Source organism: Bacteroides sp. 11BF (assembly GCF_019633765.1).
Lineage (GTDB): Bacteria > Bacteroidota > Bacteroidia > Bacteroidales > Bacteroidaceae > Bacteroides > Bacteroides hominis.
In genome coordinates, this window is record NZ_JAFKPJ010000003.1 from 352,224 (window position 1) to 368,886 (window position 16,663).

A 16,663-nucleotide genomic window follows, 5' to 3' on the forward strand; every position below is an offset into this window, starting at 1 on the left:
AGTAAACGATAAACGGAGGACTCTTGCCTATGGCACACAACCGGTTTATCGTTTACCCTTCATCGTTTATCACTCTTCTCTCGGGAGCACCAGGTTCAACCCTACTCCTACCAATGCAGCGAGACCGATTCCTGACAATGAAAACTCACCCCATGTCAACACGGCTCCACCTATGCCTATTGTCAAGGTCAGAGAAACAATTATGATATTGCGTGTCCGGCTCAAGTCAATGCAATTATTGACAAGATTGGCAATTCCCGCACAAGCAATCGTACCGAAAAGAAGCAGCATGATTCCTCCCAATACAGCCGAAGGGATAGACTTTAGCAAAGCACTGACTTTGCCGATCACTGAAAACAGGATTGCCGTGACCGCCGCAATTCGTATTACCTGAGGATTTGTCACCTTGGTAAGTGACATCGCTCCGGTTACTTCCGAATATGTAGTCACAGGAGGACCTCCCAACAAGCCTGCACAAAGACAGGCCAAACCATCTCCCAAGAGCGTTCGATGCAATCCGGGATCTTTCACATAGTCCTTTCCGGTTACAGTATTTACTACATACACATCACCGATATGTTCTATCACCGGAGCAATCGCTACCGGCATCATAAACAAAATAGGCTCCCAGGAGAACTTAGGAAATACAAACTGCGGAAAGCCCAACCATGCTGCATCTCTCACTCCCGACAGATCGACATCATAAAAGACCAATGCGGCAACATACCCCACGATAATTCCGCAAAAGATAGGTATTAGCTTCAATAGTCCTTTAGCACGGATAGATACAACCACGGCAGTCAGTAATGAAAGTAATGCAAGAGTCCAGTTTTCTTTTGCCATATTGACTCCGGTTCCGGCAAGTGAAAGCCCGATCAAGATAATTACCGGACCAATAACTACCGGAGGGAACAGGCGTTCAATCAGTCTGATTCCCTGCCATTTGACCAAAGCACTCATGACAAAGTATACCAATGCAACCCCCACCATTCCAGAAAGCGTGCCGGCGAGTCCGTATAATTCGGTTGCTTTAATAATGGGAGCAATAAACGCAAAGCTACTGCCCAGGAAGATAGGAACTTTCCCCTTTGTTACCAAATGAAAAAGAAGTGTACCGATACCGGCCGTAAATAAGGCTGTAGAGGGGTCAAGTCCGACCAATAAAGGTACGAGAACAGTAGCGCCAAAAGCCACAAAAAGAAACTGTACTCCTACCACGCCCTTACGTAAAGGAGAAAGATGATTTGAATCCATATAGATATAGAATGATATTATTTTGGCTGCAAAAATAACATTTTTAAACTATTTTACGGCAATTTGGGACATAAATACATCCAAAGAGGATTTCTATTTGTTACATAATTTAAGTAACTTCGCACAGTGAAATGTAAAATAACAAATTAATAACCTTCAGCACTTATTGCTTATGATATTTACCGCAGAAAACATTCTACTCATTGGTTCTATCTTACTATTCGTTAGCATTGTTGTCGGAAAAACCGGCTATCGTTTCGGAGTACCCGCATTATTATTATTTCTTCTCGTAGGCATGTTTTTCGGAAGCGACGGTCTGGGACTGCAGTTCCACAACGCCAAAGTCGCTCAATTTATAGGTATGGTAGCCCTTAGCGTCATCTTGTTTTCCGGTGGTATGGATACTAAGTTCAAAGAAATCCGTCCCATCCTGTCACCGGGAATTGTACTCTCTACTGTAGGAGTATTCCTCACAGCTCTTTTCACCGGTTTGTTCATTTGGTATCTTTCCGGAATGGGTTGGACAAATATCCATTTCCCGCTGATTACTTCCCTACTGCTTGCATCGACCATGTCGTCCACCGATTCTGCCTCCGTGTTCGCTATCCTCCGTTCACAGAAGATGAATCTGAAACATAATCTGCGTCCCATGCTTGAACTGGAAAGCGGAAGCAACGACCCGATGGCTTATATGCTGACCATTGTCCTGATACAGTTCATCCAATCGGATGGTATGGGTACAGGCACCATTATCGGCTCATTCATCATCCAGTTCCTGGTAGGCGCAGCCGCCGGATATATACTGGGGAAGCTGGCAATACTGATCCTTAATAAAATAAATATCGATAACCAGTCACTTTATCCCATTCTGTTACTGTCATTTGTATTCTTTACTTTTGCCATCACCGACCTACTCCGCGGTAACGGATATTTGGCTGTATACATTGCCGGTATGATGGTAGGTAACCATAAAATAACCTTTCGGAAAGAAATTGCAACGTTTATGGACGGACTTACATGGTTATTCCAAATCATTATGTTCCTCATGCTGGGACTACTTGTCAATCCGCACGAAATGCTTGAAGTTGCTGTTGTAGCATTACTTATCGGAGTATTCATGATCGTTATCGGGCGTCCTTTAAGTGTATTTCTTTGTCTGTTGCCTTTCCGAAAAATCACTTTGAAATCGCGTTTATTCGTTTCGTGGGTAGGTCTGCGGGGAGCTGTGCCTATCATTTTTGCAACCTATCCGGTAGTAGCCAATGTAGAAGGATCGAATATGATTTTCAATATTGTATTTTTCATCACGATTGTTTCGCTGATTGTGCAAGGAACAAGCGTATCGTTTGTAGCACGCTTATTGCATCTGTCTACTCCTCTTGAAAAGACCGGAAATGAATTTGGTGTCGAACTTCCCGAAGAAATAGATACCGACCTCTCGGACATGACCATCACTTCGGAAATATTGAGTGAAGCCGATACGCTGAAAGATATGAACCTGCCTAAAGGAACTTTGGTAATGATCGTAAAACGCGGAGATGAATTCCTGATTCCTAATGGCACGCTAAAACTGCATGTAGGGGACAAATTATTGCTGATCTCAGAAAAAAATAAAAAGGAAATGGCTGAGAGTGAATAAAAGCTCATAACGAAGTACACAGAGAACACGGAGATTATATATCACCCTGATATCATAAGACGTGTCTCTGTGACTTTTATCGGCTTAATAATAGACAAATAAAGCTCTCCCATCCTCCGTTAATTTAACGTAAAACTTTACGAAAGAATTCGGTTTCCGTTAATAGAATATTAATTTTGCGCAGTTTTAAACTGAATGTGCAAAAATTACAAAATGGAACAAGAACAACGGTTCATTGGTTATATTGAACAGAGCATCATAAACAACTGGGATGCAAACGCCCTGACAGACTACAAAGGAATCACCCTTCAATATAAGGATGTAGCCCGGAAAATAGCCAAATTTCACATCATATTAGAAATGGCCGGCATTCAGCCGGGAGATAAAATAGCTGTCTGTGGACGTAATAGTGCCCACTGGGCTGTAACCTTTTTGGCTACTGTGACCTATGGTGCAGTAATTGTTCCTATCTTACACGAATTTAAGGCTGACAATATTCACAATATCGTCAATCACTCCGAAGCAAAATTGCTTTTTATAGGTGAGCAGGTGTGGGAAAACCTTAATGAGGACCGGATGCCGCTACTTGAAGGCATATCTTCTTTAACTGATTTTGCCCCACTTGTGTCGCGCAACAATAAACTGACGTATGCACATGAACACCGTAATGAAATATACGGGCAACGATATCCCAGAAATTTCCGCCCGGAACATATCTCCTACCGTAAAGAAATGCCGGAAGAACTGGCTGTCATAAATTATACGTCGGGAACAACCGGCTATTCCAAAGGAGTCATGCTTCCATACCGGAGTTTGTGGTCAAACATCGCCTATTGTCATGAGATGCTTCCGGTAAAACCGGGAGATCATATCGTCTCCATGCTCCCTATGGGACATGTGTTCGGCATGGTCTACGACTTCCTTTACGGATTCTCTGCCGGCGCCCATCTCTACTTTCTGACGCGTATGCCGTCTCCCAAGATCATTGCACAGTCATTTGCGGAAATCAAGCCGAGAGTGATCTCTTGTGTGCCGTTGATTGTTGAAAAGATTATTAAAAAAGATATTCTCCCCAAACTGGACAACAAAATAGGTAAATTGCTGTTGAAGGTCCCCATTGTTAATGATAAAATAAAAGCCGCTGCCCGACAGGCCGCTATGGAGATCTTCGGGGGAAATTTCGATGAGATTATTATCGGAGGAGCTCCATTCAATGCAGAAGTGGAAGCCTTTCTCAAACAGATCGGATTTCCTTACACCATTGCTTATGGCATGACAGAATGTGGGCCTATTATCTGTTCAAGTCGCTGGGAAACCTTGAAACAGGCTTCGTGCGGAAAAGCAACCAGCCGTATGGAAGTGAAAATCGACTCCCCTGATCCGAAAAGCATTGCCGGAGAAATCATTTGTAAGGGTATGAACCTAATGTTGGGATACTACAAAAATCCGGAAGCGACTTCACAAATCATCGATGTAAACGGATGGCTCCATACCGGCGACTTAGCTACAATGGATTCGGAGGGGTATGTCACAGTACGTGGACGAAGTAAAAACATGTTACTAACGTCAAGCGGACAGAACATTTATCCGGAAGAAATAGAAAGCAAATTCAACAACATGCCTTATGTATCCGAATCATTAGTCCTGCTTCAGAAAGATAAACTTGTAGCATTAATCTACCCTGATTTCGATGATGCCTTTGCACATGGACTGTCACAAACAGATATTGAAAGGATGATGGAAACCAACCGGATTGAACTCAATCAGCAATTACCCTCTTATTGCCAGATTACTAAAATAAAGATTCACTTCGAAGAATTTGAGAAAACTGCGAAGAAGAGCATCAAACGATTTATGTATCAGGAGGCAAAAGGATAAAAGCATTAAAGTACCAATTCCCGGAACAATCGCTCCAATGTCTCCTCCAGATCACCGGAGTAACCCACATGAGGTCTTGAAGTTTGAATACACGAACTCCGGTGTGCAGTCAACCATCGAAAACGTTCCGGGATTTCCAATTGGGCAATAGCTCCTCCTGTACGGCAACCGGCACAAATTTTGCTAAAAGCCTCCAGATATTCACGGAAAGAATCAATATCAAGTTCCGGTGCAAATAGCCTCAGCCTTTTTTCATTGATATCATAACGCATCTTGATAAAGCATGCTTGTTTGGAAAACAGGATAACTCCAACATTGATAAATTCCTCACGTTCCACTTTCGGAACAATCCGGATAACGGCGTATTCATAAATATGCTTCTCTGGCATGTTTTGCTTCTTTTACAAATGTTTCAGAATGTTCTATCCTTTCTATAAGAAATTGGTAATAGATATCACGGATATCTTGGGGAGTTTCATTTTTGTCACGCCACTCCACCCAGTCATCCGGAATCAAATTTACGATCTCACGAATCTTCTCCGATGTCAGTAATACCCGAAATTCGGCATCCACCTCCTCCAACTTATCGGCTTGTGGCAATAGAGCATGATCTTTAATCTGAGTAAAAGGACTCATTGCATGTTTGTGCCAATTGACCCATGAATGCTGAAAAAAGAGAGAGGCACCATGATCTATCAACCACAACTCTTTATGCCACATAAGCATATTGGTGTTTTTCGTGGTACGGTCCACATTAGTCAATAACGCATCCAGCCATACAACCTGTGACGCCAGTTTGCCGTCGATCTCAGTAACAACCGGATCGAATGGTAAAGCGCCTGAAAGAAAATGCAAACCCAGATTCAATCCCCGGCTTCCCTGCAATAAATCCTGTATCTCTTCGTCGCCTTCCGAACGTCCGAAAGCTTCATCTAAATTCAAAAAGACCAACTCCGGCAGACGAAAGCCCAACATCCGTGCAATCTCACCACCAATCAATTCTGCTATCAGTGCTTTAGTTCCGTGCCCTGCACCCCGAAACTTAACAACATATTTAAAACCATCATCAGCTTCGGCCAGCGCCGGTAGAGAACCACCCTCACGCAGCGGCATGATGTAACGAGTGACATCGACTGTACGCAACTCCATAATTCAAACTCCTTCCTGTATACTATTACAAGTGATAAAGATACAATAATGTTTCCATTTCACCAACTTCTGTTTATAACACTCCGTACGAATATATGTTTATACAAGCCGTTGACATACAAAAATACAACTATGCCTCAATTTGGCAGAAAAATCCCTTATTTTTGCACAAAATCCAGAAGTACATGAAAACAGTAAAATCACATATTACCCAATTATTGTATGCCATGAACGAGGGAATCTTTGAGAAAGAACATCCCATCGCATTATCACTTTTATCAGCCATTTCCGGAGAAAGCATTTTCTTCCTCGGCCCTCCGGCAGTCGCCAAAAGCCTTATCGCAAAACGATTGAAACTGGCATTCGACAGAAGCACTTCCTTTGAATACCTGATGTCCCGTTTCAGTACCTCCGATGAAATCGCGGTGACTTAAATATTCAATACTATACAGCCGATTTCATACACTTAAAAAACGGTCGAAAGAAGAGAAGAGATTGTCAAATCGGCCATTTTTGCCATCGCCGAACTCACGGAACAACAAGATCGAAAATGCTATTTTATCAGCTTTTCCGACGACATAGCCTGCATCGAGATAGAACGTTTAAACCAAAACATACAGGAATTAGCAGATTTTCTTTGTCAAAGTGTTCATGGAGGCACTGATTTAGCCCCTGCACTTCTTCACGCTATACATATTTTAAGAACTAAATCTTATCGGAATGCTGATCTGGTAATGATGTCCGACTTCGAAATGTCTCCTTTAAATGACGAGCTTTCGGAAGAAATAAAGAAAATCAAGCTAAACAATACCTACATATATGCTCTTCCTGTACAAAAAAAATGTGAAAAAACTTATTTAGATATCTGCGATAGATTCTGGTTTATTTAAATTATGTTATAAAGCATACTTTTTTTCTTGGATAGTTTGCAGATTAATTTATCGTGCGTATATTTGCAATGTGTTTTTCATAGTATTAGATTTTAAGGTTAACAAAGGTTGGAGTACGGCGGTACTCCTTTTTTTATTTATATATTCTCAAAGCACAAATCCTATTAAATATCCAATCAAACAGGTCAGCATCTTACTCACAAAACGGTAAAACAGTTTTCGAGTAAAAAGTCCCTAAAGTAAGGTTATAACCCCATTGTTCAGGTACCAAGCCGTTCCTATATCCACGACATCCCACTATCTTTAATCAACGGACTTCTGTTCATCCATGAATCCTTCCCTTATTTGGGTGGGTGTAGCGTTCAGGTTACGTCTGCAAAAGTCCCAGAAATAGTTGCTCGACTCAAACCCGCAATCACCCGCAATCTCTTTCATGGGAAGGTTGGTATGGGTGAGCAGCGTTACTACACGCTTTGCTTTTTATTCCAGCATTTCAAGGTAGTGAATGTGGCAGGAAACGGTGATGAGGACGAAGAAAGCAGGGATGCTCTTGCTGCGGTGGAAGAGGCCATCGGCAAAGACCCTGATGCCACCCGTACCATTACTTTGTCCTGCGGACGATTGACTACGGGCGTCAGTGTCAAGGCATGGACTGGCGTATTCATGTTGTCTGGTTCATATAATACCGCCGCATCGAGTTATATGCAGACCATCTTCCGTGTACAGACACCTGCCACCATTAACGGACGTGTTAAGGAACAGTGTTATGTGTTTGACTTTGCACCGGACAGAACACTGAAAGTTATTGCCGAGACAGCGAAGATTTCCTCTAAGGCAGGAAAGACCAGCGGGAACGACCGCAAGATTATGGGCGAGTTTCTGAATTTCTGTCCGATTATCTCCATCGAAGGCTCCAAGATGAGCCAATTCGATGTACCCAAGATGTTGGAGCAGCTTAAACGTGTTTATGTGGAAAGGGTTGTCCGCAACGGTTTCGAGGACAGGAGCCTGTACAATGACGAGTTGATGAAGCTCAACGACTTGGAATTGCAGGAGTTTGACGACTTGAAAAAAATTATCGGCCAGACCAAGGCAATGCCAAAGACCAATCAGGTGGACATCAACAATCAAGGGCTGACCGATGAACAATACGAGGAACTTGAAGACCTTGAAAAGAAATCCAGGAAACGCGGCAAGGACAAGCAACCTTTGACGGAAGAGGAGAAGAAACGCCTTGAAGAGTCGAAAAAGAAAAAGAACAACCGCGAGGCTGCAATCTCCATTCTTCGGGGTATCTCCATCCGTATGCCATTGCTTATCTACGGAGCTGAGTTGAGCGATGAGAACCAAGAAATAACGATTGATAACTTCGCTTCACTCATCGACCCGCAATCGTGGGAGGAGTTCATGCCCAAGGGCGTGACCAAGCAGAAGTTCAACAGCATCAAGAAATATTACGACCCGGAAATATTCTGTGCGGCAGGCAAGCGCATCCGTTCCATGGCTCGTGCAGCGGACAAACTTAACGTAGAGGAACGTATTGAACGCATCACGGATATTTTCAGTACGTTTCGCAATCCCGACAAGGAAACGGTGCTTACCCCTTGGCGTGTGGTGAATATGCACCTTGGGGATTGTTTGGGAGGATATAACTTCTTTGAAAAGGGTTATGAAACCACTTTGTCCGAACCTCGTTTCATTGACCGGGACGAAGTGACTGCCAATGTGTTTGCCCCGGATTCACGAATTCTTGAAATCAACTCCAAATCCGGATTATATCCTCTATACATGGCATACAGCATTTACCGTGCAAGGGTAAAGAACTCTCTGTTTTCGGTTTCAAGCATTGAGGATGAACAGCGTATATGGGACAAGGTCGTGGCCGAAAACATCTTTGTCATCTGCAAGACTCCGATGGCAAAGAGCATCACCAAACGCACACTTATAGGCTTCCGTAAAGCAAAGGTAAACACCCGATATTTCGAGGACTTAATCAATCAAATCAAAAACAAACCTGAACATTTTATCAAGCAGGTAGATAAATTCTTCACAGAAAGAACAGGAATAAAGAATATGAAAATCAATGCGATAGTAGGGAATCCTCCGTATCAGATAATAACAGAAAGGACAAGCGACACTCCGGTTTACAACTATTTTATGGATGTCTCATTTAGAATTTCAGACAAGGCTACTCTTATTACTCCTGCACGTTATCTGTTTGATGCAGGCAAGACGCCCCATGATTGGAATCTTAAAATGCTTAACGATGAGCATTTTAAGGTAATATGGTATAAAGCAAAAAGTACAGATGTTTTCCCAAATGTTGATATAAAAGGAGGTGTTGCTGTTTGCTATCGTGACGCTAATTATTCTTTTGGCAAGATTGGCTCATTCACTGCATATCCAGAACTTAATGGTATTTACCGAAAGGTAGTCGTTAATAATGAGAGCTTTACTCCTTTAAGTGACATTATATATCCGCAAAACAAATTTGAGTTAAGCATTCTTTATAAAGAATATCCAAAATTAAAATTGAAAATTGGCAGCAATGGCAATGAACGCCGTTTAACTACTTCCATTTTTGGACTTAGTGAAATATTCCATGTGCAAAAAATGCAGGCCGAAGATATTGAAATGCTTGGTTTGATAAAGAATGTCAGAGAGATTAGATGGATAGATTCGTCATTCATTGAAGACCATCCTTGTTTGGGTAAATGGAAAATTATAGTTCCTAAAAGTAACGGTACTGGAGCTATAGGAGAAATACTATCAACTCCGTTAATCGGTGAACCGTTAATCGGTGAACCGTTAATCGGTGAACCGTTAATCGGTGAACCGTTAATCGGTTATACGCAATCCTTTATAGGGATTGGTGCATTTAGTGAACAAACAGAAGCTATGGCTGCTCTGAAATATGTCAAATCTAAATTTGCCAGAACATTGCTTGGAATATTGAAAGTTACACAAGATAATAGTAAAGAAACGTGGCGTTTTGTTCCGTTGCAAGACTTTACCTCAAAATCCGACATTGATTGGAGTAAGAACATATCCGAAATAGATACTCAACTCTATGCAAAATACGGCCTATCAGAAGATGAAATGCAATTCATAGAATCAATGATAAAGCCCATGTGAAATAACCATGTGAAATAACCTTAAAAAGTATGCTTTCTTACCCTTAATGACTTGCGAATTTCGCGAATCATTAAGGGTTATAACTTATAGCAAGTTCTTGATTACTATAACAATTGTTCTATTTTTAATACATTATATTTCTCAAAATCATCCAAATGGTTATATAGTTGTCTTATCATATTTTGATTTTCAGGATTATTTTCTTTAGCATCATAGTATTCAACTACTTTAAATGATGCACCAATGTCACTAACACGTCTTCCTAATTTAGTGTCTGCACTATACTCTAATCGTAACAACAAAGCCTCAATACCACTTACATCGTCAATGTTAACGCCTGCGCTTGTCGCGTCAAAATGTTTGTACAGCAGATTAAACAAACCAAAATATTTAACGACCTGATAACGAAGTATGTTAAAAACAAAATTCGCAGCTTTTCTAACACCTTTGTCGACATCTTGTTCTTTGTTGATATAGTAATTCGCGGAACCAGCAAAACCTCGTAAAATGAATGCGGAAATCATACCTGTTAGATAACAATTTCCTGTTACACCATCTCCATTCTCTGCATAAAAACGTAAATTATCATTTTTGATAATAGGGCGTATGCTTTGACATATAAGTTCAATTCCTGGATTATAAGGTCTATGTTGACCAACAAACCGTTTTATTAATTCCTTAATTTTGTTATGGTCCGCAAATGAAAAGCGTGCAATTGTATTGTATAAATAAATCTTATCATCATAAGAAATTGTTCTGAATTCTTCAAAACAGGCATTTGGCATCGCTCCACTACCCTTTATCTGATCCAGTTGTTCTCTCCGTGCCATTTGTTCCTGTGTGAGATAAGCCGAGTCTGTTAGTATGATGTCAACATCCTGTTTTTCTGCATTCCTATCGAAAAATTTATGTCGCAGTATCTCATCCTGTCCATTGATACATTTACGGAACTCCTTATCCATTATAAAAATCCTGCCTTTATAATGCTCCATAAATCGTCCAGCTCTTCCCTCGATGTTTTGAGCATCAAATTTTTTCAAGTCTTTTGTTCCCTTTTTTCCTGATAACACTATAATGTTTTTAGCAGTCGTATTTACGCCTTCCGTAATAGTCGTTGTACATATTAATACTTTTAGAACTCCTTCGTTAAATAATGATATGATTTCTTGCTGGATGTATTTGGGGACTAATCCATGATGTATGCCTATTCCTTTTTTTAGAGCTTTTGATACAATCCATTGATTTCCTTTTCTATCTATAAATAAATTGCCTATATGATTTATAAGCCTCGTAACTTTATCATTGACGATGTTTTCCAAACCTGTTTCTTCGTTAATAAGTTCTTTCGCATATGTTTCCGTTAAAGGTTTTTGGCTACAATAAATAATAGTATTTTCTGATCTTTCCAAAAGTTGTTTTACAAGTTGGACAACACGAGCTTTCTTAGTTTTTTCTGTAAAAGTTAGATTAAAAGTGTCATTCACTTCCACATTGAGGGCTGTATTAATTATAACTTCATCCTTGTCTACAATATTATAAAGATTGTAGTCAATAGGAATGAAACCATATCTATTAAGAAAAGCCATAAATGAAGATTGACGAATAGCGTCTACTGTGTTTGGAAATACAATATATGGTCCTACAAGTAGGGCATCAGTATTTTCGTTCTTTAACAATTCAAATAATGCTATTCTATAAGCAACGTCACGTTCATTTTCTTGAGGTATTTCATCTATGATAAAGCCATTATCAAGTTTATATACTTCATCCACAAACACAAAATCAAGATTTATACTATCATTTTTATCTAAAAATGACAAATAACGTTCTGGAGTAAAAATAAATATATTTCGTTCTCCCAATGCTTCCGTATCACTAAGTGTATGAATATTGTAGTTGTCTTTTATCCAAGCATACTCAGGTTTTGTATGAATCTTCAACAAGTTTTCTGAGAGCAATGAAATAGTTGGGAAAATAAACGCGATATTCGTATATTTCATTTTTCTTACAATTTCATAGATTAAGAATGTTTTACCGAAAGAAGTCGCAGCACTTAGAAAATATCGGTTCCGATGTCCTATCGTAAACATATTCAAAACTTCTTGTTGATAACGATGTAGCATAACACCTTCACCAACTAACATATTACTTTCTTGAACATAGTTGCAAAAAGTTTGCAAACAAACTTCTTCATCAACATCTGTACCTACATTTAGCATAGGATAATAATATTGTGGAATTCCTGCTTGATTAGCTAAATAATGCATGAATAGCTTATCAGATTGAGACAGTTCACTATCTTTCATTAAATCAAAATAAGAGCATACAGCCTTTATCATTAAAGGTCGTAGGTCTATATTTTTCTTAGCTTGATTAATTAGCTTTATTGCATTAACGGCTGCTTTTGATTTATCCATTGTAAAACCTGGGTTTTAATGTCACGACTGTTACCTACTGGAAGAAAAATGAAAAAAATTGTATTAGGAATCGTCAATGTCGAATTAATTGTACCATATTCATTTTTAATATGAGTTACCACTTCCAATATAAGCTCCTCGTATGAATTTGCTTTATTATCGAAAATGACAAGCATTGGATATACTAAATGCATATTATGTTTGTGTGCTTCAACTGCCATATTAATCATAGGATTATCCCTCCAAGCATCAATAATTGCAGGAATCCTGCTACCTAAGGTTAAATGTTCATATTGGTTATCCATTGCAATGAAATTGCGATTTAGATAATCATCAGAAAGAGCTTTATCAATATTTTCAAATATCTTTTTTAAAGATTCCTTGTAACCTGATATGTAAAATTTTGCCTCCACAAATAGCATAAAAATTGTATCTGCATTTTCAAGTATCAAATAAGAGTCATAGCCCTTTGTTTCCGCATTCTCCAAAGCAGAGAACATATACCCTCTTGCAATTGCTTTACCTGCATGATAATAGTGTTCAAGAATAAGATGCAGTAGAACCTCCCCATGAAATCCATAAGCAAGTTGATTGGATTGAGGCGCTGTAGGATTGTATTTCAATTTACTTTGCAACGCTCTCATTTGAAGATTATTCAATCGGGTATGATCTATCTCATTGTCATTATATGCATACTCTACAATTCCATTATAAATTAGTCGTGCTATGTCATCATTTGGACCAAGCTGCTTCAGACAACCGTCATTTGTTGTTGAGATATGTGCACGAGGTATCTGTAATCCAGCCACATTAACTGGAAGTTTATATTGCAATACAATTGCATTTTGTATCAAATTTTCAAGACTCTGCCGCATGTTTTTAAACCTTATTCAACAACTTTATCACCTTATATACCTCCGAATACGCCTTCAAATCCTCCGGCGACTCCTTGCAGAGCTGGCACAACTTTTCGGAATTTGACATCGCCCTTTCCAAATCACCATTCTCTGTCAGGTATTTATAGAGGTTGGTGCGTATGAAATAGCGTTTTGTCTTTTCATACCCCGGCATATATTTCTGCAATTCGGGAAGCAATTGGTCGTAACTATCGTATCGCCGACAAACTACATTAGGCAAGAAGTGGAGCAGGAACCAAAACTCCGTGCAAGGATTCGTTTCTACAAACATCACCTTTCCGGCATATTTCCTCTTGCTATACTCTTTCTTTGCCCGCTGATACAACTGCATTTCGGAAGGATATTGATACAGCCTGTCCATATCAAACAGGCATACAATATAATCATATTGCTTGTTCAAATAAGATTCTACCAGTTTCAGTATATGATTGATGTCGCTGTGCTGCGGAAAATCCGGAGCGACCTTGAAAGGATAACGGCACGCAATCCTCAGAGAGTCGAAATAGAACCATTCCGTTTCTCCTTCGCCTATGATGGCGATACTTTTTGTTACTGTCCGTTCCATATCATTAGTCATTCATATTGATATACTGGCTACCCAAAAACGGCAACTTTACCAATTTTCCCTGCTTGTAAGCATTGTATGGGGAAAGATTCTTATGCAGCCCCAAAGAAGACAGACGTACTATTTTAGTTTCGCCAAGTTCGTCTTTGTCGGTGAACCATATCGTATCACGGCGAATGAAATCCTCGTTGAGAAGATTGATGTCGTGTGTGGTCAGGAGCATTTGGGATGTTCCATTACTGTTTGCTAGAAAGACTTTCAGGAAATAAGCCAACAGTTCATAATGAATACTTGTCTCCACTTCATCAATGGGTACAAACCGATTGGTCTTTAACAGGAAATTCAGTATCACCGCCATTCCCAAGAACCTCATGGTGCCATTGGACTCGTATTCTTCCGACAAATCATATACTTTATCGCCTGCCTTATGCTTGAAGGTCAGTTCCGTATTTGTAATTTTTCCCTTTCTAAGCATTTCAGCCTTTGCATCTTTATCAATAGGGGCATTCTGAATCAGTTGTTCCAATTCAGGTGTAATCAGCTCTTCCTCTTCATGTAATACCACATCTTCTATATTGAAATCGGACGCTTTCAGGAAATTTAAAATGAATTTCTTCAAATCTCCTGCCTCGTCTTTATCCAATCGTGATTTGACATATCCCGAAAGCAACATACCGGGAGCCAGTACATCTTTTACCTGCTTGGCAAAATAATCGTACACATCATTCAGCCTTGTCCGTTCCACGTTGCTTTTGCCAAATGCGGCAAGCACACTGCAATTGTTGATTGTGTTACCGGAAATCACATCCTGGCTTTTCTTCGTCATTTTTAGATTTACGCCAAAGTAGATAGTCGAGGAATCTGTCGCAGTATCATAACTTCGGTTATACAGCTTGGTAGGGCGAATGGAATCATAAACAATCAATGTCTCGGAATAGATATGCTTTGCATCCAATTCAAAACTGAGGATGTACTTCGACTGATTGATATAGAAAACCATTGACATCTTTGTCTTTTCGTTTCTTGAAGTGTCATCCAACATGAAAGGGATAACCCCTGTCTTTTCGGTCCGGTCTTTAGGCATTCTCAAAACCAGCATCTTGAAAAATTCGATGGCATTCAATATATTCGTTTTGCCGGAAGCGTTGGCACCATAGATAATGCCCACTTTCAGCAATCTTACTCCGTCCTTAACTTCATACGAATACTCATCAGACATAAAAGTATCTGCCGACGGCTCAAAACTGATTTTCTGAACCGATTTAATGGAGAAAAAATTCTCAATGCTGAACTCTGCTATCATAATCGTTGATTTTATCTATTGTATGGTGCAAAGATACAAATAAAATCTCATACAATAAACTATAAATACGATTATTGTAGAAAAATTACGCAATATGAACACAAAATCAACGAACGACTATTTATTAGAGCTATAAATTAACCGTCTGATTATCTCTAGAAAATGTTGATCGATTTGAGGACGGTAAGCGAATGTGGATTATGCAGCCGGAGAAATTAATTATCCAATGCCATTTGCGCCATCCCTTGATTTTATTTACGATGGCTAAATAGTGGTACTAAAATGGTGCTAAATTATAAAATTACTCTTTAATATACATTGTAAATCAAAGTAAATCAGTTTATTATAGAATTTTATATCTTGTGCTCCACCATCCATTTGCGGGGAGCAGCCCCGAACTCCTCTTTGAAACGACGTTCAAAAGTATTCACCGCACATCCGCATTTCTCCGCCAATTCCGTAACAGTCTTTGCTGTAGGGAAGACAGCCATCACTTTGTCACGAAAAGAATATTCTTTCAAGTGTGGCAAGTACTTTTCCGCCACTTGCAGATCCGCTTCGCTGAATACAGGAATATTCCCTTTTCGGTACTCCTTTACCCTATCACGGCGACAAGATAGCAGGTAGCCCGTTAGTTCGTTGTACAATCCGTTCAGGTGCGGATAATCCTCATTATCATTGATGGCAGCCTGCATCCGGCATAAGAACAATATCCCGTCATGGTCTTTCTTTTTGATATATTCTTTCATTGTATCCAATAAATATCCCAAAGAATCGTTATCGTTATGATAAGCAGCCAATATCAGGTAAGCCGGTTCTTCCTGTGTTTTTAATGAAGGGCAAGGGCAATGTTCCTTCAACAGTTTCACCAGACGGGGCATATTATCCTCGTCCCGGGACAATCTTTCCAATGCCATCCACGTTACCGGATTCTTCACATCCGTCTGCCGCACAGCGACCTGTACCTTTTTCATCCACTCCTGTAACCCTGTTTGTCGAGCTTCATCCATCAAAATCTGACCCAAAGTTTTTCCCATACTTTCTATTTTAAATGGAAAAGTTATTGAACTTTATTTCATTCTGTTTAGCTGATCTTTTCCAACCGCATCCCATGTACTGGTTCTTATCGCCCTTTTTCTCATCTATTAACAGGGGCAGCGGTTCCGGGCTACACATCTTATACGTCCAATAAACTGATTCCCCAAAATGAAACATGTCGTACTGCATTTTATTCAGTTGCTTTCATATTACTTTACTCTGCTTGTTATAAATGCCGTGCAGCCTGCTGTTTATTATTATCAAATATATGCGAAAGGTGTATAATACCAGTGCCCATCCTGTTTATTAACGTCAGTTTAACACGTTAAAGGTAAAAACAAGCTCCGGTCATAATCTTTTCCCGATTGAAATTTGCCCTTTCCCTGCCATATCCGTAACTTTGTAGAATGAAGTTACGAAAAGAGTGTAATTTATTGGAAATGAGCATTGGGTAATCGCTCATAATAGTAATAGGTTA

At 39.8% G+C, this 16,663-nt stretch carries 11 protein-coding genes and 2 pseudogenes; 4 read left to right on the forward strand and 9 right to left on the reverse strand.

The features are described from left to right. Positions 1 to 69 precede the first annotated feature (69 nt). Positions 70 to 1,254 (reverse strand): uracil-xanthine permease family protein, encoded by a 1,185-nt coding sequence (locus JZY04_RS04850; RefSeq protein WP_005777463.1) that lies wholly within the window; start codon positions 1,252 to 1,254, stop codon positions 70 to 72. 172 nt (positions 1,255 to 1,426) lie between these two features. On the opposite strand from JZY04_RS04850, the gene JZY04_RS04855 reads away from it, so the two are divergent. After that, positions 1,427 to 2,893 (forward strand): potassium/proton antiporter, encoded by a 1,467-nt coding sequence (locus JZY04_RS04855; RefSeq protein WP_005777461.1) that lies wholly within the window; start codon positions 1,427 to 1,429, stop codon positions 2,891 to 2,893. 213 nt (positions 2,894 to 3,106) lie between these two features. After that, positions 3,107 to 4,771 (forward strand): long-chain fatty acid--CoA ligase, encoded by a 1,665-nt coding sequence (locus tag JZY04_RS04860; RefSeq protein ID WP_122143342.1) that lies wholly within the window; start codon positions 3,107 to 3,109, stop codon positions 4,769 to 4,771. A 5-nt stretch (positions 4,772 to 4,776) separates the two neighbouring features. On the opposite strand, the gene JZY04_RS04865 is transcribed toward JZY04_RS04860, so the two are convergent. Together JZY04_RS04865 and JZY04_RS04870 are read right to left on the reverse strand one after the other, a co-directional pair. After that, positions 4,777 to 5,160 (reverse strand): DUF3037 domain-containing protein, encoded by a 384-nt coding sequence (locus JZY04_RS04865; RefSeq protein WP_122143343.1) that lies wholly within the window; start codon positions 5,158 to 5,160, stop codon positions 4,777 to 4,779. After that, positions 5,138 to 5,920: a HipA family kinase gene (locus JZY04_RS04870; RefSeq protein ID WP_005777455.1), complete on the reverse strand. Its 783-nt coding sequence runs from the start codon at positions 5,918 to 5,920 to the stop codon at positions 5,138 to 5,140. The genes JZY04_RS04865 and JZY04_RS04870 overlap by 23 nt, the downstream gene beginning before the upstream one ends. 185 nt (positions 5,921 to 6,105) lie before the next feature. Here JZY04_RS04870 and JZY04_RS04875 point away from each other — a divergent pair. Further along, positions 6,106 to 6,342 (forward strand): annotated as a pseudogene (locus tag JZY04_RS04875) (ATPase); the annotation flags it as partial. 771 nt (positions 6,343 to 7,113) lie between these two features. Here JZY04_RS04875 and JZY04_RS04880 read toward each other — a convergent pair. Continuing rightward, positions 7,114 to 7,245, reverse strand: a complete 132-nt coding sequence (locus tag JZY04_RS04880; RefSeq protein ID WP_122143344.1) for an AraC family transcriptional regulator — start codon at positions 7,243 to 7,245, stop codon at positions 7,114 to 7,116. Positions 7,246 to 7,290: 45 nt separating this feature from the next. On the opposite strand from JZY04_RS04880, the pseudogene JZY04_RS04885 reads away from it, so the two are divergent. After that, positions 7,291 to 9,945, forward strand: a pseudogene (locus tag JZY04_RS04885) (Eco57I restriction-modification methylase domain-containing protein); the annotation flags it as partial. A 104-nt stretch (positions 9,946 to 10,049) separates the two neighbouring features. On the opposite strand, the gene JZY04_RS04890 reads toward JZY04_RS04885, so the two are convergent. The 5 genes from JZY04_RS04890 to JZY04_RS04910 form a co-directional block, all read right to left on the reverse strand. After that, positions 10,050 to 12,362, reverse strand: a complete 2,313-nt coding sequence (locus JZY04_RS04890; protein ID WP_122143345.1) for a helicase-related protein — start codon at positions 12,360 to 12,362, stop codon at positions 10,050 to 10,052. Then, a complete protein-coding gene (locus JZY04_RS04895; RefSeq protein ID WP_122143346.1) occupies positions 12,329 to 13,237 on the reverse strand; it encodes a DUF1837 domain-containing protein in 909 nt (302 codons plus the stop codon). Before JZY04_RS04895 ends, JZY04_RS04890 begins: the two co-directional genes overlap by 34 nt. 4 nt (positions 13,238 to 13,241) lie before the next feature. Then, positions 13,242 to 13,844, reverse strand: coding sequence for an RloB family protein (locus tag JZY04_RS04900; RefSeq protein ID WP_122143380.1), 603 nt, complete (start codon positions 13,842 to 13,844; stop codon positions 13,242 to 13,244). A 4-nt stretch (positions 13,845 to 13,848) separates the two neighbouring features. Beyond that, positions 13,849 to 15,147, reverse strand: a complete 1,299-nt coding sequence (locus JZY04_RS04905) for an ATP/GTP-binding protein (protein ID WP_122143347.1) — start codon at positions 15,145 to 15,147, stop codon at positions 13,849 to 13,851. Positions 15,148 to 15,500: 353 nt separating this feature from the next. Then, positions 15,501 to 16,184 (reverse strand): helix-turn-helix transcriptional regulator, encoded by a 684-nt coding sequence (locus JZY04_RS04910; RefSeq protein ID WP_250706915.1) that lies wholly within the window; start codon positions 16,182 to 16,184, stop codon positions 15,501 to 15,503. Positions 16,185 to 16,663 lie beyond the last annotated feature (479 nt).